Raw genomic sequence first — 18613 nt, forward strand, 5'->3', positions numbered from 1 at the left:
CAGGTAAGCGAACGGAGTGAGACTCCGAAACACACCCCGCGCCTCGGAGTCTCTCTTCGATCGCTTACCTGTATATCGCACCTTTGCTTAGCCATCTTCGGACTTTTTGCGAAATTGTAAAAATTAAATAAAAACAATTCATTAAATGAATCATCATATATTTTCTGAATTTACCATCACAAACAAGCGACTGACATTGAACATGAAGAAATTACTGCTGATTCTCTGCCTCCTCTTTACCCCTCAGGTCCTCCACGCCGAGTGTGTAGAGGGAGATTGCCAAAATGGGCATGGTACGACCACCTATTTCGGGGGCATTACCTACACTGGAGAGTTCAAGAACGGCAAGCCTGAGGGCCAAGGCGCCAAAACTTACGAGGACAGCACCACCTACGCCGGAGAATTTAAGGATGGTAAATTCGAAGGCAAGGGCGTGAAGACCTATGCCAATGGCGCTGTGTATGAAGGTGAGTTCAAGAGCGGCCGCTTTCATGGCAAAGGAAAATTTACCACCGATGACGGATCAGTCTACGAAGGCAATTTCGAGTATGGAGCATACAGCGGACAAGGGGTCTACACCTCCAACACCGGAGCACGCTACGAAGGCGCCTTCCGCAACGACAAATTCAACGGACAAGGGGCCATGACATACGCCGACGGCTCGACCTACAAGGGAAACTGGGAGAACGGTCATCGCGCCGGCCAAGGCGAAGCCACTCTGGCGGACGGCAGCAAATATGAAGGGAACTGGTGGGACAACAAATTTGATGGTCGGGGGACATTAACCTTAGCCGACGGCAACAAAAAAGAGGGCCTGTGGAAGGCCGGGAAGATCGCCAAGGAAGAGGCTATCGAAGCCAAAAAAACTGGTGCCAAGCAGGAAGCCGTGGGCGGCGGCTGGAAGTATTAATCCTACCGAAAAAACACTGGCACAAGAGTATGGGACAAATTATTAGTATACTTATCGCCGTGACCGTCGGGGGCCTGGTTTTCTGGCGACTGAGCAAGAGCGCCGCCTGCTCACCATGACTCCTGATCTATGGAGCCCTGGGTGCAGGGTTCGCGGTGATGTATCTTTTAAAATTAATCTTCATGTCCTAACCGATAGGACAAATATATCATATAGTTAACATCCTGGAGATATAACAATGGAATTTACAAAAAAAATAACTGACTGTCTTGTTGGAACAATCTGTGTAACCCTTGGTCCCATCGTAACAGCTGCTAATGCCGAGCTGACGGGGAAACATGGGTATGTCATGATCGGAAATAGCACAAAACCTCCGAGTTGGCATACGTGGAAGACAGAGCTTGGCACTGTCGACTTTCAAAGTGGGACTATGACCACCATCTACAAGGAAAGTGCGGATTTCTGCCCTGACAGTAATTACTGTCAGGCTTCCGCCACCGAGAGCTGGCCATACACCTCACTGTCGACAAATGTGTACTCCATGTTGGATGGTGTTATGGGTGTAGCCTCTAACACGGAAAATGCAGCCTTGCTAGATGGGGCACAGGCTGATACTCGAGCCCTCATGTTTGGCGTAAAACTTGACACTCAGAAACTCTACACCAACACTGACGCCCAGGGTCAGTTTTTTACACTTACCTATGAGCGAGATTTTTTGGGTGAATCAAAAGGACAAAATCGAGTTTCAAGTATGATTATGACCATGGACGGCATCGGCAATGCCACCGGGACAGAAACCTTGGCCTGTAATGGCACAGCCTGCACCAACGGTTATATATCATCAAATCCCTTTGCCGTAACATACAACCTCAAAACAGGAGGCGTCCTTAATATTAATTCTGCCGATATGGGTTTTATCAGCTCTGACGGGAAGATCGCCATCATCTCGAATCCCCCTACAGCCTATCCAGATACCGCAGACGACTTCATGCTGGGTGTGAGCATCAAAAAAGGTGACAAGGTGTATTCCAGCGCTGACCTCCAAGGGCAATGGATTTTTTCCACCTTTGGCGATGAGGGGGGAGCAATCTTTTCCGAATTCGGATCCATAACCTGTGACAGTCTAGGGAGTTGCCAATTTGACAGCAAATATTCCCAGGGGGGAGTTATCTCCTATGACCAGATGACGATGTCCATCGGTCCTGTCGCAGCCGATGGATCCATCAATGGGTTTACCGTAGCCCAGGACAAGATCACCGGCGCCATTGGCGCCAGCGGAACTGTCATGATCTTTACCTATACCACTCAAAATGAACGACTGATGGGTATTGCCGTCAAGAGCGATGCGACGCTCCCATCCCTCGGTGTAATTCTTAAAAGAGGCAGCTGGAACCTGGCCGGCCTCACCTCTGGTCAGGAAAAATCCATTTCGCAACTGATCTCTGGCAAGGAGTCTCAAATCACCTCTATCTGGAAGTGGGTGGACAACACCACGTGGGGCGTGTATCTTCCAAGCGCAGGAGCAACCCAGACAGCAAGCTATGCCTCTTCCAAAGGTTTTGAGGTAATCACAAGCATAAAACCTGGAGAGGGATTCTGGGTGAATGTGGCGCCGGCCCAGCCAGGTGAGACGGAAAGCCTAATCTTAGAGTAACAGAACTGGAAATCGCGCAGATACGCTCGGGACTCTTTATAGACCTACGCTTATCTGCGACAGTCATCACTTCTGATCTTGGAGAAAAGGGGAACCGCTCCTCCCCTTTTTTTGAGACGGAACTGCCCCTTGATCTAACAGCAGAGTCCCGCGATAGTTTTTACTAAAAAAAAGTCCCCACATCCGGAACAAACCAAAAGGCATATTTTCATGCACATTAATGGCCAACCCTACAGGACTATTTGGATCAAGCCCGACGACTCCTCGGTCATCCAAATCATTGACCAACGACACCTTCCTCATCAATTCATTATTGAGGATCTAAAAACGGTCAATGATTTTGCCTTAGCCATCCAGGAGATGCACGTACGTGGGGCTGGTCTTATCGGCGCAACTGCCGGGTTCGGCATGTACGCAGCGGCCCTTGCCGCCCCGGCCAAAGGAACCCAAGCCGCACTGGACCAATCCGCCCGGATACTCCTTGCCACCCGGCCCACAGCCAAGAATCTCGCCTGGGCCGTTGCCAGACAGCAACACGCTATGGCTCAAGAAACAACGATGGAAGCCAAACGTGCCAGGTCCCTGGACGTAGCCAGGGAAATCGCCGATGAAGATGCTGATTTCTGTCGCCGTATCGGAGACCATGGGCTTTCCATCATCCGGCAGCTCAGCGAGGCCAAGGGCGGACGCCCGGTCAATATCCTCACCCACTGCAACGCCGGTTGGCTGGCCTTTGTTGATTACGGTTCGGCCACCGCTCCGATTTACGCCGCTCATCAGGCCGGAATCCCGGTCCATGTCTGGGTGGATGAAACCAGGCCCTGGCTCCAAGGTTCACGGCTAACCGCCTGGGAATTAGGCCAGGAAGACATCCCCCACACCCTGATCCCGGACAACACCGGCGGCCACCTAATGCAACACGGACTGGTGGATATGGTCATCGTCGGCACCGACCGGACAACCCGTAGCGGAGATGTCGCCAACAAGATCGGCACCTATTTAAAAGCACTGGCCGCAAACGACAATAAGATCCCCTTTTACGTGGCGCTGCCTTCATCGACCTTTGACTGGGCCATCCGCGACGGAATCCAGGAGATCCCCATTGAAGAGCGTCCCGATACTGAGATCCGCTTTATTTCAGGACTGACCGGCAGTGGCAGCATCGAAACCGTGCTCATCGCGCCAGTTGGTACGCGCGGCGCCAATTACGGCTTTGACGTAACCCCTGCCCGCCTGATCACCGCCCTGATCACCGAGCGTGGCATTACTCCGGCACGGGAAGCCGACATCCTGGCCCTCTATCCGGAACAGCACGGCACCACATAAACTCTTAACCAGTTCGTGTCTATTAGCAAGCAGGCTACTCCACTCACAATCGACCTAACTATCATACACTTCCAAATGCAAACACTACGCACCTACCACTTGTTCCGCGCAACCATTCTGTTCATGGCAACGCTCATCCTCAATTCTCCTGCCACCGCGGCGCCACCAAAAATACCGGTCCAGATCGAGGCGGACCAGATGCTGTCCAACCAACAAGACAACTCTGTCTTCTTCACTGGCAAAGTCGAGGCCAAACAGGAAGATCTCACCATTCACTCCGACGAAATGACAGTGTACTACACTAACGCCGACGCCTCTGCGGCTGAGCCGTCCCCAACCGAAGGCAGCAAGGACCTAAAACGGCTCCTGGCCACAGGTAATGTCGAAATCATCAAGCAGGACTGGGTGGCCACCGGCAATCAGGCCGAGTATTTTTCTGATGAGCGCAAGGTCGTGCTGACTGGAAACACCAAAGTCATCCAAAACAATAATATGGTTACCGGTGACACCTTCATCATGTATCTGGACGAAGGCCGGACTATTGTTGAACGCAGCAAGAAAAAGGGCGAACGGGTAAAAGCCTTTTTTTATCCTGACTCCGACACGAAGAAATAAATCGCCATGTCAATCCTCGAAGCCAAAAAAATTGTCAAACGCTATAAGCGCCGTACTGTAGTGGACGGCATTAGCCTCTCTGTCGAGACCGGGACCGTCGTCGGCCTGCTCGGCCCGAATGGCGCTGGCAAAACCACCACCTTTTACTCCATCGCCGGCTTCATCCGGCCTGAAGAGGGCCACATCCTCCTGGACGGCGAAAATATAACCCATCTCCCCATCCATAAAAGGGCGCGCAAGGGGTTATCCTATCTCGCTCAAGATGCCTCCGTTTTCAAAAAACTTACCGTCCGTGAGAATGTCCAAATTATCTTGGAGGCCCTTGGCCTGGGCAAAGCTGAGGTAGAGGCACGAACGACAACCCTGATGGATGAGCTTAAAATCAGTCACCTAGCCGACAATCTGGGATTCACCCTGTCCGGCGGTGAACGAAGACGGGTAGAGATCATGCGGGCTCTGGCCACTAGACCACGCTTCATCTTGCTTGATGAGCCCTTTGCCGGAATCGATCCCCTCTCCATCATCGACTTGCAAAAAATTATCCGTACCCTGCGTGACCAAGGACTCGGGATCTTGATTTCCGACCATAATGTCCGTGAAACCTTATCAGTCTGCGATTACGCCTATATCGTCAATGCCGGAACGATCCTGGCACATGGCACAGCCAAAGAAATTATCAACAGTGATTCCGCTAGAAAAATGTACCTTGGTGAAAATTTTAGTATGTAATCTGCTGAAAAGCCCCTACAATGAAGATGAACATCTCTCCAACGGATGCTCTGTTATGCACAAAAATGATTCGGATTGAGGCTGTAGGATATTAGAAGAACTCTGGCCGCACCAGTAACGGGCGGGCTCAACAGTAAGAACAATACCCCTATCACAACCTGCTGCGGCAACAAAAACTCCTGCCAACTCCTTTGCCTGTTGCAACTGGACTGGCATAACGCAGCTTAGACTATAACGCACCACAGCGAATGGCACTAGAACTCAGACAGCAACTCAAATTGACCCAGCAGCTGGTGATGACTCCCCAGCTTCAGCAGGCCATTAAACTCTTGCAGCTCTCTACTTTGGAGTTATCCGAAGCGGTACAGCTAGAGATCGAGCAAAATCCTCTCCTCGAAGAAGACACCAATACACCAGACAGTAATCACCAATCCCTCCAGGAGATTACCGGCGAACCAGCCCCGCCGGAAGAGTCGATGCCCCCCCTTGAACGAACCGCCGAAATCAGCCTGGATGACAATGCGGGCCTGAAGGAAATCGACTGGTCAGATTATGAAAACGAATACGAATCGTCCTCGTCCTCGTCATTCAAGGAGCGTGACACCGGTGATCTCCCCTCACGCCTGGACATTCTCACCAAAAAGACCTCTCTTGAGGACCACCTCCTTTGGCAACTAAAATTTAACGAACTGACAGACGAGGAAGAAGCGGTTGGTCTGTACATGATCGGCAATTTAAATCGAGATGGTTTTCTGGAAGTTGACGAAAGCGAGATTGTTGCTGGCACCGAGTGCTCTCCAGAGGCGGCACAGCGCGTACTCGCCTTGCTCCAGGACATGGACCCCTCCGGTGTAGGGGCCAGGAATCTCAAGGAGTGTCTGCTCCTGCAACTGACACACCTCTCCCTCAGTGAGTCAACCGCCAGCCTGATCGTCCGCGACTACATGCATTTTTTGGAAAACAGAAATTACGGCGGCATCGCCAAGGCAGCGAAACTACCGATCAAGGAAGTGTTGGAAGCTGTGGCTGTGATCACCGGCTTAAATCCCCACCCTGGACGATCCTTTGCCGACGATGAGGCACACTTCATCACCCCGGATGTCTATGTCTACAAGATGGACAACGAATATGTCATCCAACTGAACGACGACGGATTGCCGAGACTTAGAATCAGCAATTTCTACCGGGATATTCTCAAGGACCAAAAAGACATCTCGGCAGCCGCCGCCACTGAAACTAAAGGCTATATCCAGGAAAAACTACGTTCAGCCATGTGGCTGATCAAGAGCATTCAACAACGGCAGCGTACCATTTACAAGGTGGTGGAAAGCTTAGTCAAATTTCAATACGATTTTTTTGAAAAAGGTCCTACCTGCCTCAAACCCCTCATCCTCCGCGACGTGGCGGATGATATCAGTATGCACGAGTCCACAGTAAGTCGGGTGACCACCAATAAGTACGTCCACACCCCTCAGGGTATTTATGAGCTGAAGTACTTCTTCAACTCCTCGATTGAGCGCTATGACGGGGAAGAGGCCATGGCCTCGGAAAGCATCAAGGTACGGATGCGACAGATTCTCCAGGACGAAAATCCAGAAAAACCCATGAGTGATATGGCCATCTCCGAGGAATTTGCCAAAGAAAATATCAAGATTGCTCGGAGGACTGTCGCCAAGTACCGTGAACAACTCGGCATCCTCCCGGCCAAGTTCCGCAAGAAACCCAAAATCCCTACTAAATAACTCAATCTCCTGGTTTCCCTCTTCCAACGATGCCTGACACCAGAAAAATAATCCTGCTCACCGGCATGTCCGGGGCTGGCAAGACCACCGCTGCCAAAGCGCTGGAAGATACAGGCTACTATTGCATAGACAACCTCCCCTCCTCTCTGCTACCTGCCCTTATGGCTGATGCTGTATCCAATCCGAACCTTGCCCGTCTCGCCTTGGTCATGGATTCCAGGGACCGAGATTTCGCCACATCACCCCAACAAGTCCTTACTCAACTCAAGAGCGCAGGCCATCACTTAACCATCATCTTCCTTGATGCAGATGACGCTGTCCTCCTGCGCCGCTACTCTGAAATGCGCCGCCGTCATCCCTTTGCCAGCCCATCGGTCCGGGCAGGAATCCAAGCCGAACGGGTAATGCTTGCCAAATTCAAGGCTCAAGCCGATCTAATCATCGACACCTCACGACTGACACCCCACGGGCTGCGCAGTGAAATGCTCCGCGACACCGGAGCCACCAGGCAGTCTCTACAGGTCGGGCTAGTCTCCTTCGGCTTTAAACATGGAGTGCCCCAGGAAGTTGATGTCCTTTTTGATGTCCGCTTTCTTCCCAATCCATATTTCGTTCCGGAGTTAAAATCCCTGACCGGAATTGATCCTAGCGTCGCCTCCTATGTCCTCGACAGTGCGCAAGCGCAAGAGTTTCTAGATCGACTCCTTCCTCTGCTGCAATTTTTGATTCCTCAGTACCTGAAGGAAGGAAAGGCATATCTTACCATCGGCATCGGCTGCACTGGCGGCCAACACCGTTCCGTCGCAATTACAGAACAGCTAAGAGTCCTTCTTCTTGATCAAACAGACACCCTGTCTATCACCCACCGCGATATGCCCTGACCGCAAAGACTCTCAACCAAGGCACACACTCTCCCTGGACAAAGGGATTGCCAATTTCATGACCATGCATTATAAAATTGGCAATAACTACCCTGGGTAACGTAACGGTGATCAGTTATCGGTATGCGGTTAACAGTTGACGATGAGTGATCCTACCAATAGCTTATGACACTCTAACATCAAGTATCATAAAGATGAATCATAGCTAACCTTGTTTTTTTAACCGTAAACCGATAACCGACCACCGCTAACCTAAAGTAGTTACCATTATTTTTTATTCTTCTTCGACAACAAAAAATACTCTTATGACCAAGTGTAAATCTCATTTCACCAAATCCGCCGACATCGTGCCGGTTGGCCTCGGTTCGTCAATCAGCGCAGCGCGTCTGGTCGAATACATGGGCGGCACCTGCTTTGAGGCCCGCAATGTATTTCGGGCCGGCCGCCTCTATCACAACATGATCAAAGGGGGAGACACCATCTGGCTGGGAATCGCCGGGGCGGGCATCGCCGGTGGCATGGGAGGCTTAGTGGTCGAACTCCTGGAACACAATTTCATCGATGTCATCTGCTCAACAGGCGCTCAAGTCTATCATGACCTGCACTTCGCCTTCGGGCTGCCGGTCTCATCAATCCACCCAGCCCAAGATGATAATCACCTCCGCCGTTGTGGCGATACCCGGATTTACGACATCGGCATCCGCGAAGAAGAGACCCTGGAGGCTCAGGACGCTCTGATCCGTGAGTTCGTCCGCGACACCCACCCACTCCTCAGCCAAGGTCCTTTGGCCAGCTGGGAGTTTAACTATCACCTCGGGATCTGGGCCGGACAAAAAGCCAAATATCCAGAACGAAGTTTTCTGATCAAAGCCGCTCAATCCAAAGTACCGGTGTTCTGGGACTCTCTGGCCAATCACTCAATCACCATGAACCTGGCACGTACCGATCTTGAAGGCCTCCCGGTGGTGCTCTCTCCCCAGAAAGACATCATTGATTCGGCAGCCATTGCCTTCGTTTCCGGTCAAACCGGATTTGTTGAGCTCGGTGGCGGCGGACCTAAAAATTTCATCCAGCAGACCGGTCCCACCATCAGCCAAATCCTCAACATCGATTTTGAGGGAGCAGACAGAGGCCTGCAAATCGGCACAGCAGTCGAACGCGAGGGCAGCCTCTCCAGCTGCACCTTCGGCGAGGCAGTCACCTGGGGTAAATATCAATCCTCGGACGAAGACAAGCTGGTCCAAGTCTGGGGCGAGTACAGTATCATCTTCCCTCTACTCTGCGCGTATGTCCTCGACACCTGTAGCAGCCGGCCAGCCCAAGGCATCGTCGACATCCTCCCCTCCTGGGCTGAAAAGCTCAAAGCGGCCCGGAGCAAGTAATCAACGACTCCCCTCTCAGTGATCACGTGGTAGCGACCAAGGATTGAGCGCTGCCATGTGACCACAAACGATTGACCTGCCAACTAAGCCGGCCTCACTTAGTCTAGTCATGTCCTATCTGCTTATTCTTCCTCCGCCACAATAGTCGGCTCAACGGCCTGACCGAAAAACACAACAACACAATCACAGCAAGCCATTGCAGCCCTTCAGGCATGATTTCAGCTGCTTGACCGACCACCGCCTGGGCTTTTATACCCATGACCAGATAGAGCCAATCTACCGTCATGCCGCAGAGAACACTGACACAGGCAATCGAAATCAGGTACAGTGCGGCTGCCCGCTTACCGAGGAGTCCCGCCAACACGGTAAGCGAAGCGATATTGGTAGCCGGACCGGCCAGCAAAAAGACCAGCGCCACCCCGGGGCTGACGCCTTTCAAGATCAGCGCAGCGGCAATCGGTGTTGATGACGAGGCACAGATATAGAGCGGCATGGAGAAGAGGAGCATAAGAAGCATAGCTGCCAAGCCGCCGCCTAAGTACGAGGTCATCACCGGCTCCGGCACGCTCGCAGTTATCAGCCCGGCCAAGATCACCCCAAGCAGGAACCACCCTGCCAAATCACCCCAGATATCGATGGCGGCATAACGAAGGCCGGCGACAATCTTTTTTCCCAGACCATGATGGTATCGATGAAGGTCCGGGTGACAGTTCAAGTCATCACAACACTCATCCACAGGACAAGAGATGCCGGAAAACATAACCAGCTGTGGACGGGGGGGATTAAACACATTCTCCAAAAAACCGGCTACTAAGGCGCTGACAAAAGCGGCAACAGGACGAGCCACCGTCATAATGGGATCGAGCAGGGCGTATGAAATGGCAATCGAGTCGACCCCGGACTCCGGCGTGGAGATCATGAAGGCAGTAACGGCCCCATTATTGGCACCTTGTCGCTTAAGTGCCGCAGCAGCAGGCAACACCCCGCAGGAGCAGAGAGGCAATGGGATACCGAAAAGGGCTGCCTTCAACACTGAGGAGAACCTGCCCCGACCTAAGTGATGGGCCACAAAATCCGTTGAAAGAAACATCTTGAGCAAACCGCCAAGAGCCAGTCCGATAACGACGTAAGGCGCAGAATCAAGCAGGATGTCCCACGATTCAGAAAGCCACGATATGAAAAATTGCATAATTTACCCCGAGAAAATGAAACCGCACATCACCAGAAGAAGTGCGGGAGCAACGGTGTGGCGGGCAATGAGAAAAAAGTTGTAGATCTATTTAAATTATTATTGATAATCTCGCAAAAAATCACGGGATGGCTAAGCAAAAGGGCCGATATACAGGTAAGCGATCGAAGAGAGACTCCGAGGCGCAGGGTGTTTTTGTGAATGAGGCCACACATATGGTGTGCCGAATGAGCAAAAATATGCTGCAACGCAGTAGATCGGACTTTTTGCGACGCCATCATTATTGAGCTATCGAACAACCGGGACGGCAACCACTGTGGTCACGGGGCATTTATGCTCCGTAATGAACCCAAGAACTCCATCACTCTCGTGTTCAAAAAAGCCACAATGAGTTAAGACCGCTTTGGAGAATCTGTAGAACACCCCGCGTTTAAAAAAGTAATTCCGTTCCTTGGCAATGTAAAGCCCGTCTATGGCTTCGGCAGCATGCAGCCACAGATACTCTTTGGGGGCTGCAAGATCTTCATCAAAGACCTCAGGGAGAAAACGGTGTCCGCACGAGAGCCAATCAAAGATCAGAAACTCGCGGAGTAGGGGGGCCTGTTCATGTCCCTGAATATAGTGAAACAGGATCTCGTTCATGAACCCTTGGGTTTTAGACAACGAATAAAATCCCTTCCGGGCACATAATGCGGAAAGTCCTTGAAACCAAGAAAAAATATCTCCTTCAGTAGGGATGAGATACGAAAAGAAGGTCTTGAAATATCGCTTGTTATAAAACGCCTCCAGACACTCACCCAACCAATACAACCGTGAGAGTGCCTGGTGATCCAGCCAGCGGGTAGCCATCACCTGATATGGCGGTTCCTGGCAGGCAACAATGCCATACTCAGCCACCTGCCGGGCAATAGCAGTGTCAGGCAAAATTTTTAACAATCCCATCTGCAGGTAGTGAGGCTGAACCGCCAACACCTCACGCACCGACTGGCCAAAACGGAATTCATCTTCCATCGGCAGACCGAGAATAAGATCGGCATGAAGATGAATTACCCCCAATGTCTTCAGACGACGAATCACCACCATGGCCTTATCCACATCCATCTTCCGGTTGATCGCCTTAAGCGTCTCAAGGCTAGTTGATTGGATACCGATCTCAAACTGAAACATCCCCTCCTCAACTCCTGCCAGAAATCCGAACATCTCCTCGGAGAAGAGATCTGGCGCAATTTCGAAATGGAAGCTACAACCGGGTGGGGCATTTTCCTGAAGAAACCGCCAAATGGTCAAGGTCCGTATGGGATCGGCGTTAAAGGTGCGGTCGACAAAACGGATCATCGACGGACGGTGCTGAAGGATAGCAAGAAGTTCTGCCTTTACCAGATCAAGATCCTTGGCAACCACCCCCCGACTCAATGACGACAGGCAATAGGCACAGAAAAATGGACACCCCCTGGAGGCTTCATAGTAAATATTTCTATTTTTAAGTTGGCTCTGAAAATCATCTTGTTTATATGGAGAGGGAAAGGCTTGCCCCGGAGCGCTCCAGTACTCACCCTGCAACCGCCCCTGTTCCAAATCACGGTAAAAACTGCGGTCAACCCCCTCGATCTCGTTATGAACCACGGTGGGCAGGAAAAAGAGCTTCTCGCGAAGCGCCGATGCTTGCGGCCCTCCCAAGACGATTGGAACCATCGGGGCTACCCGATGAAGATCAGGCAGCAGCCGCAAGAGGTAGGATGCGTTCCAGATATAGACCGAAAAAAACCAGGCATCTGCCTGACTGCCGGTAATGCTGAGCAACGTTTCGAAGTAAGGATCATTGATGGTAAACTGATGCAGGGCTGTCCGTGTCTCAGGAAGATGCCGCTCCAGTTCATTGCGGACATAAAAAAGGGCCAGGCAGGAATGCGAATAACGGCAATTAAATGCAATAAGATGAATATTCATAGGAAGTAAATAATGTTACCCTTTCCACAGATAGACCCGGCCATCATTAGCCTTGGTCCAGTGCAAATTCGTTGGTATGGCCTGATGTATGTCTTAGGCTTCATGGCTACGTACTGGCTGGTGCAAAGGCAAATACAACAACGCCGTGACACCGAACTTGCCCGCCATTTCGAAAATCTTAATTTTACCCTGATGCTCAGTCTAATTCTGGGAGGACGTCTTGGCTATGTTTTGTTTTATAATTTTAGCTACTACCTCGAACATCCCTCCGAGATCCTGGCCACCTGGCAGGGAGGAATGTCCTTTCATGGGGCAATGATCGGCACCATCGTAGGCGGGATATGGTTCTGCCGAAGCCGAGGACTCAGCTTCTGGCGGTCGGCGGATATTTATGTGGTCACCATCCCCATCGGACTAGGATTAGGCCGGATCGGCAATTTCATCAACGGTGAACTGTTTGGCAGGGAGACCACTATGCCCTGGGCGATGATCTTCCCTGAAGGCGGTCCATACCCCCGTCATCCTTCCCAGATATACGAGTGCCTGTTGGAAGGGGTAATACTTTTCATTATCCTGTGGAAGGCCAAGGACCGGCCTCACGCCAACGGCCAGATGCTCAGTCTTTTTCTCATCATCTATGGCCTGTTCCGAATTTTAGTCGAGCGTTTCAGGGAACCCGATCCCCATATCGGGTTTATTGGGGCTCTAACCATGGGCCAGATTCTAAGTGTCGGCATGGTTGCTCTGGGATTAATAATTTTCATCATCAGACAGAATGGGAAAGATTCCGATTTGATTTGATTGGTTTTCTTGAATGTATCTGGTAAGAATACAATATTATGCTCAGCTATCCCAGTCCCTGGAGCCCTCGCGACTACCATGAAACAACCCCTTTTTCTCATCCTCTCTCTTGTATGGCTTATGACACCCACCGCACTGCACGCCAAACTCCTCAAGCCCCACCTTTATAAAGACACCCTGGAAAACGGCCTAACCGTCCTGGTCAAGGAAGTACCAGGATCCAAGGTCGCCACAGTCCAGATCTGGGTCAAGGCCGGCAGTATCTATGAAGGCCCAACAGAAGGCGGAATCACCCATCTGATCGAACACATGATCTTCAAAGGCACCAAGAACCTGGGGCCTGGGGCCGTCGCTGCAGCCATCGAGGAAAAGGGCGGACAGATCAACGCCTACACTTCATTTGAATATACCGTCTATCATGCCACGCTACCCGCCCGCTACTGGAGCAACTCCCTTAACGTATTGACCGATGCCGTGCGCAACTCGGTCTTTGACGCAGGTGAATTGGAGCGGGAAAAAAAAGTTGTTCTTGAAGAAATCGGGATGCGTAACGATCGGCCAGATGTGGTGTTTTTTGATGCAATGATGAATAATGCATACAGTCGCCATCCCTACCGCCTGCCAGTTATTGGCACCAGGGAAAGCGTTTCATCGTTCACCCGTGACGATATTTTGAGCTATATGGCCAAACACTATCAACCAGAAAACTTTACGGTGGTGATAGTCGGTGATGTAAAATTTGAAGGTGTAATCAACAAGGTTAACGATCTCTTTTCCGACCTGCCAAACCACAGCATGGATACTCAGGAGGTCGCTGAAGAGCCGCCGGTAGACGGCCCTAAAGTGTTCAACCAAGAGGGTCAGGTCAACCAGGCACAAATGGCGTTGCTCTTTCCCATTCCCGCTTTTCATGACCCTGACACCCCAGCCTTGGATGTCCTCGCTGGCATCATCGGCCACGGCAACACCTCGCGCCTCTATCAACACCTTCGAGACGATACTGGGTTAGTGTACAACATCCGGGCATCATCCTTCACGCCCAAATATCCCGGCCTGCTCGAAATTACCGCCACCTTGGATCAAAGCAAGATCAAAGAGTCCATCGAAGCAAGCCTCACCGAGATCTTCAAACTGAAATACATCGCCGTTGATGAACAGGAACTTGAGCGGATCAAGCACTCCCTCGAAAGTGACTTTGTCTTTAATCTGGAGAAAGTCGAAGGACAGGCCCGAGTCTTGGGTTCGTTTGAGGCCTTGGCCGGCGACCCGAGAGAAGACGAGTACCTGGAAAAAATTCGCTCAGTCACCCTGGACGACATCAAACGGGTAACCCAAAAGTACTGTGATGTCCACCATCTGATTGCCGGATATTTAACCCCCAAGGGAGCCAATATCACTCTCAACAGAGAAGAGTTGCGCCAAATGGCAAAACGGGCGGAGAAAGCGGCCCTCAACAGCATCCCCAGCTCCCTGACGCCCTCCTATCTTGGCAATGTCCATCGATTTAAATTGGACAACGGCATCACTTTGCTGGTGCGCGAAGAACCTCAAGTGCCAACTGTTGCCATCCAGGCCGTCTTTCCGGGCGGACTGATGGGTGAAACCCTTGATACCAATGGGGCCTTCGCCTTTATCGCCGACCTCTTGCCCAAGGGGACCAAACACATGAACTCCCGAGAGCTATCGGTAAAAATTGCCGACATGGCAGGAGAGATTTCCGGGTTCAATGGCAAAAACACTTTCGGAATAAAAGCCGGATTTCTGTCACGTTTTTTCGATGACGGACTGGAGCTGGTTCGCGATGTCGTAATCACCCCGGCCTTTGATTCTGAAGAGGCGCGCAAGATCCAACCCGAGCGACTGGCTGCCCTAAAACAACAGCAGGACTCCCTGGCTGCCATGGCCTTTCAGCAATTCAACCAGGTCTTGTTTCAGAAACATCCCTATGCCTTAAACACCTTAGGCACGGAAAAGTCGCTTTCCTCGCTAACCGCCGAGGACCTGTACCACCTTTATCAACGCCACGCTCAACCAGATTCTTTGGTGCTCTCCGTCGCTGGCGACGTCAAGGCCAAGGATGTGCATGACCAGGTGGTTCGCCTCTTCGGAAACTGGCACAAAAGTGGTTCCGGCTGGGACAGAGCAACTGTCATCGCTCCAACTCCGCCTGAGACACCACAGATCTCTTCACTCCCCAGAGAAAAAGAACAAACCCATATCATCATCGGTTTCCTCGGAACCACCTTGACCAGCCCTGACCGCTTCGCCCTGGAAGTCGTCGACACCGTACTGAGCGGACAAAGCGGCAGACTTTTTTCCCAATTACGTGACAAGCAGAGTCTGGCCTACAGCCTATCATCATTCAATCTGATAGGCCTTGACACTGGATCATTTGGCATCTATATCGGCACCAGCCCTGACAAGAAGCAGGAGGCCATTGACTCAGTCTGGCGTGAGCTGGAAAAAATCCGCTCCACCCCAATCTCCAATGAAGAACTGGACAAGGCTAAAAATCTCATCCTCGGCCACTACGACCTTAGCCTGCAAACCAATGGCGCCCAGGCCTTGGATATGGCCTTGAGCGAAACCTATGGCCTGAGCCAGGATTTCGGCAACCAATACGCCAAGGCCATTGGACAGGTCACTGCCGACGATGTAATGAAAGCGGCAGCCAAGTACATCCAACTGGAACATTACGTCGAAGTCAAGGCCGGCGCCGAATAATTTTTGGGCCTTATCCGTAGATCGTAGGTAATCGTTCACCAGAAGCGTTGAATGTGCGGATTTCACCGGACTGTAAGCTGTAAACGTTTACCGGGTGCCCCAGATGCGCGAAAGCGGCCTGCGAAGTGTGCTAGTTGCACATGAGCAGGCCGCTGACAAAGCAGATGGGGTGCCCGGTGAACGTTTACGATCGTAGATGTAGGTCGGGTTAGCAAAGCGTAACCCGACACCCCAAACTTACAACCAACATACAAACCCGACTGAGTTACAAAACACCTCACTTGTTACAAGCCAAGGAGACTCCATGCAGCATCTGATGATCGCCCCTTCCATCCTATCAGCCGATTTCACTCGCCTAGGCGAAGAGATAAGCCAAGTGGTCGCCGATGGCGCCGATGTTATCCATATTGACGTCATGGATGGCCACTTTGTCCCCAACATCACTATCGGACCCTTGGTGGTCGATGCAGTCCGCAAGATCACCAAGGCTCCGCTTGACGTCCACCTGATGATCTCCAATCCTGACCAATATATTGAGGCCTTTGCCGAAGCTGGCGCCGATTGGATCACAGTGCACGTTGAAGCCTGCCATCATCTCCATCGCACCATCGATGCGATAAAAAAACTCGGCAAGAAAGCCGGAGCGGTCCTTAATCCCGCCACCCCTCTCACCACCCTGGACTATATCCTGGATGACCTGGATCTGGTGATGCTGATGAGTGTCAACCCTGGATTCGGCGGCCAGAAATTCATCCCCAGCGCCATCGACAAGGTAAGAGCATTAAAAGCAATGATTGACCAACGAGGTTTGCATACAGGAATCGAGATTGATGGCGGGGTCAGCCCGGCCACCATCTGTGCGATTGCCCAGGCCGGGGCCAATATCTTTGTGGCAGGATCGGCGGTCTTCAGCCAGGACAATTATGCGACAATCATCGCCGAATTGAAACGCCTAGCCTCAGTTAAGTAAACATCTGTCAGGGCAATGATAATGCGCTGCGCGCAGCCACCCCGACATATATTCATTTTTGTCCAATCAAGCACTATCCGAACAAACCTAATAATATAAGCCTTGGCGTAACATCCCAATTGGAGATGGCAAACACCTGAATGATGATCGGTTTTAAAAATCACAAACACCCAAAGACATCGTAAAACATAATTACCGGCGCGATTTGCCGCCAACAGAAATCAAGACCACCACCATACCAATAATAATAGAACATCTCCTTGCTCACTGGCTCAAATATTGCTGTTAATTTTAATTAAATAATCATTCGCCTTCAGCGCCCCACTACCCAAAAGTTTCAGTATCATTTCCGTCCACCAGCCAAGCAGGTGTGCGAAAAAATTGATAATCCGCTCTTGTACCTGATCAACAATCCCAACCAGTAACAACAAAACTAACGTAGAAAAATTCCGTTCAACACCCCCTCAAGGAATACTACGACCAAATGCTGTTTTATTGAACGGGTAAAATTACCCATTTTCGCGTAAAAACCCCATTCCGGCGAGAAATAGATGAGTCTCTTTCTCGTTGACTCGTGACAATTTTTGTTCAATAATACAAAATTTTCGCGCGGGAAAGACCTTACACCCATCAGAGACCTATCCGTACACTTCTGGGTAAGTCTTTTGACTCAACTTTGGAGGGATACCATGAAAAAAATATTTGGTTGTACCCTAACGGCCATGGGATTCATGGCAGGAACGGCCCTGGCTGGCAACCTCGACTCACCGGCATTACCCTCAAGTGCGACCAGCGCCATGCCAACGATCACTGGCATCTATAACCAACTTGCCACTGGGGCACCGGCCCAGACTAGAACCGGAGCCTTTACTGAACCTATTGCCGCTCCGGCATCATCAAGCCGCACTCTGGCTGAAGTTCTGACCAAAGTACCCACGGCAGACAACATCAATGGCGCTCGCCCTAGCGATGTCTCCGCCGGCAAGAACTACTGGAGCCTCCGGACTGACAGCACCTGGGGGTTGCAGGCTGGCACTTCCCTTTCGGCCAAGGTTCCTAAAACCGGCCAGGCCACCTGCTACGATGCCTCTGGAGCGACGATCAGTTGCTCCAACACCGGTCAGGACGGGGCGCTAAAACCTGGGGTAGCATGGCCGAATCCCCGGTTTACCGATAACGGTAATGGCACGGTAACCGATAACCTAACCAGCCTGATCTGGTTGAAGAACGCCAACTGTACAGCGACAGTGGGTGAAATTCCCAAGTCCTTGGGCACCCTAACGTGGACTAATGCCCTGACATGGAGCAACAACCTAGCCAGCGGCGCGTGCGGACTGAACGATAATTCGGTGGCAGGAAACTGGAGGCTGCCGAGCCGGGCTGAATTGATAAGTCTCGTGAGTTTAGAGTATACCAGCCCGGCCCTTACCAATACGGCAGGAACAACACAATGGTCTAACAACAATCCTTTTTCAACCGTTCAATCTAACTATTACTGGTCTTCCTCGACATCAATTGCAAATAAGAGCAACGCCTGGGGCGTGGATTTCAACGACGGTTCCGTGACCTCAAACAACGCTAAAATCAACAGCAACTATATTTGGCCGGTACGGGGTGGAAATTAATCGAATCAGTACCCATTTCACAATACACAGAAAAATCACTGCCCGTCCCCAAATTTGGGAAACCGTTATGATTGGCCATATCCTGTAATAGAACCAAGAAACATACCATTTTTGCTTA

At 51.2% G+C, this 18613-nt stretch carries 14 protein-coding genes; 12 read left to right on the forward strand and 2 right to left on the reverse strand.

What is annotated here, in order from left to right:
- Positions 1–145 precede the first annotated feature (145 nt).
- The 8 genes from FP815_03605 (at position 146) to FP815_03640 (ending at position 9239) form a co-directional block, all read left to right on the forward strand.
- Entirely contained in the window at positions 146–910 is a 765-nt protein-coding gene (locus FP815_03605) for a molecular chaperone Tir (GenBank protein MBA3014022.1), read from the forward strand.
- 238 nt (positions 911–1148) lie between these two features.
- Complete coding sequence (locus FP815_03610) at positions 1149–2564, forward strand: hypothetical protein (GenBank protein ID MBA3014023.1); 1416 nt, start codon at positions 1149–1151, stop codon at positions 2562–2564.
- Positions 2565–2774: 210 nt separating this feature from the next.
- The gene (gene mtnA, locus FP815_03615) at positions 2775–3890 is read left to right on the forward strand and encodes an S-methyl-5-thioribose-1-phosphate isomerase (protein ID MBA3014024.1); all 1116 of its coding nucleotides are present in this window, start codon (positions 2775–2777) and stop codon (positions 3888–3890) included.
- Positions 3891–3965: 75 nt separating this feature from the next.
- The gene (gene lptA, locus FP815_03620) at positions 3966–4505 is read left to right on the forward strand and encodes a lipopolysaccharide transport periplasmic protein LptA (protein MBA3014025.1); all 540 of its coding nucleotides are present in this window, start codon (positions 3966–3968) and stop codon (positions 4503–4505) included.
- 6 nt (positions 4506–4511) lie between these two features.
- On the forward strand, positions 4512–5234 hold the full coding sequence (gene lptB / locus FP815_03625; protein ID MBA3014026.1) for an LPS export ABC transporter ATP-binding protein: 723 nt from the start codon (positions 4512–4514) through the stop codon (positions 5232–5234).
- A gap of 248 nt (positions 5235–5482) precedes the next feature.
- On the forward strand, positions 5483–6976 hold the full coding sequence (rpoN, locus tag FP815_03630; protein ID MBA3014027.1) for an RNA polymerase factor sigma-54: 1494 nt from the start codon (positions 5483–5485) through the stop codon (positions 6974–6976).
- Between the two features lie 29 nt (positions 6977–7005).
- A complete protein-coding gene (gene rapZ / locus FP815_03635; protein ID MBA3014028.1) occupies positions 7006–7857 on the forward strand; it encodes an RNase adapter RapZ in 852 nt (283 codons plus the stop codon).
- Positions 7858–8162: 305 nt separating this feature from the next.
- A complete protein-coding gene (locus FP815_03640) occupies positions 8163–9239 on the forward strand; it encodes a hypothetical protein (GenBank protein MBA3014029.1) in 1077 nt (358 codons plus the stop codon).
- Positions 9240–9342: 103 nt separating this feature from the next.
- Here FP815_03640 and FP815_03645 read toward each other — a convergent pair whose 3' ends face one another.
- Complete coding sequence (locus FP815_03645; GenBank protein ID MBA3014030.1) at positions 9343–10428, reverse strand: permease; 1086 nt, start codon at positions 10426–10428, stop codon at positions 9343–9345.
- A gap of 288 nt (positions 10429–10716) precedes the next feature.
- The gene (locus FP815_03650) at positions 10717–12375 is read right to left on the reverse strand and encodes a DUF4080 domain-containing protein (protein ID MBA3014031.1); all 1659 of its coding nucleotides are present in this window, start codon (positions 12373–12375) and stop codon (positions 10717–10719) included.
- Positions 12376–12387: 12 nt separating this feature from the next.
- Between FP815_03650 and FP815_03655 the strand changes: the two genes are divergently transcribed.
- The 4 genes from FP815_03655 to FP815_03670 all read left to right on the forward strand — a co-directional run bounded on the left by FP815_03655 (position 12388) and on the right by FP815_03670 (position 18495).
- Positions 12388–13176: a prolipoprotein diacylglyceryl transferase gene (locus FP815_03655; GenBank protein MBA3014032.1), complete on the forward strand. Its 789-nt coding sequence runs from the start codon at positions 12388–12390 to the stop codon at positions 13174–13176.
- A 78-nt stretch (positions 13177–13254) separates the two neighbouring features.
- Positions 13255–15900 carry an insulinase family protein gene (locus tag FP815_03660; protein ID MBA3014033.1) on the forward strand — a complete coding sequence of 882 codons (2646 nt, stop codon included), beginning with the start codon at positions 13255–13257 and terminating at the stop codon, positions 15898–15900.
- A gap of 304 nt (positions 15901–16204) precedes the next feature.
- The gene (locus FP815_03665) at positions 16205–16870 is read left to right on the forward strand and encodes a ribulose-phosphate 3-epimerase (protein MBA3014034.1); all 666 of its coding nucleotides are present in this window, start codon (positions 16205–16207) and stop codon (positions 16868–16870) included.
- A gap of 689 nt (positions 16871–17559) precedes the next feature.
- Complete coding sequence (locus FP815_03670) at positions 17560–18495, forward strand: DUF1566 domain-containing protein (protein MBA3014035.1); 936 nt, start codon at positions 17560–17562, stop codon at positions 18493–18495.
- Positions 18496–18613: the final 118 nt, after the last annotated feature.

The sequence above is a fragment of the Desulfobulbaceae bacterium genome, assembly GCA_013792005.1.
In the GTDB taxonomy this organism is placed as follows: domain Bacteria; phylum Desulfobacterota; class Desulfobulbia; order Desulfobulbales; family VMSU01; genus VMSU01.

What these genes read in the sequence shown, in the direction of transcription:
- FP815_03650 (MBA3014031.1), bottom strand. Translation starts at nt 12,375, where the DNA reads ATGAATATTCATCTTATTGCATTTAATTGCCGTTATTCGCATTCCTGC.
- FP815_03670 (MBA3014035.1), top strand. Translation starts at nt 17,560, where the DNA reads ATGAAAAAAATATTTGGTTGTACCCTAACGGCCATGGGATTCATGGCA.
- mtnA (MBA3014024.1), top strand. Translation starts at nt 2,775, where the DNA reads ATGCACATTAATGGCCAACCCTACAGGACTATTTGGATCAAGCCCGAC.
- FP815_03655 (MBA3014032.1), top strand. Translation starts at nt 12,388, where the DNA reads ATGTTACCCTTTCCACAGATAGACCCGGCCATCATTAGCCTTGGTCCA.
- FP815_03645 (MBA3014030.1), bottom strand. Translation starts at nt 10,428, where the DNA reads ATGCAATTTTTCATATCGTGGCTTTCTGAATCGTGGGACATCCTGCTT.
- lptB (MBA3014026.1), top strand. Translation starts at nt 4,512, where the DNA reads ATGTCAATCCTCGAAGCCAAAAAAATTGTCAAACGCTATAAGCGCCGT.
- FP815_03610 (MBA3014023.1), top strand. Translation starts at nt 1,149, where the DNA reads ATGGAATTTACAAAAAAAATAACTGACTGTCTTGTTGGAACAATCTGT.
- FP815_03640 (MBA3014029.1), top strand. Translation starts at nt 8,163, where the DNA reads ATGACCAAGTGTAAATCTCATTTCACCAAATCCGCCGACATCGTGCCG.
- FP815_03605 (MBA3014022.1), top strand. Translation starts at nt 146, where the DNA reads ATGAATCATCATATATTTTCTGAATTTACCATCACAAACAAGCGACTG.
- rapZ (MBA3014028.1), top strand. Translation starts at nt 7,006, where the DNA reads ATGCCTGACACCAGAAAAATAATCCTGCTCACCGGCATGTCCGGGGCT.
- lptA (MBA3014025.1), top strand. Translation starts at nt 3,966, where the DNA reads ATGCAAACACTACGCACCTACCACTTGTTCCGCGCAACCATTCTGTTC.
- FP815_03660 (MBA3014033.1), top strand. Translation starts at nt 13,255, where the DNA reads ATGAAACAACCCCTTTTTCTCATCCTCTCTCTTGTATGGCTTATGACA.
- rpoN (MBA3014027.1), top strand. Translation starts at nt 5,483, where the DNA reads ATGGCACTAGAACTCAGACAGCAACTCAAATTGACCCAGCAGCTGGTG.
- FP815_03665 (MBA3014034.1), top strand. Translation starts at nt 16,205, where the DNA reads ATGCAGCATCTGATGATCGCCCCTTCCATCCTATCAGCCGATTTCACT.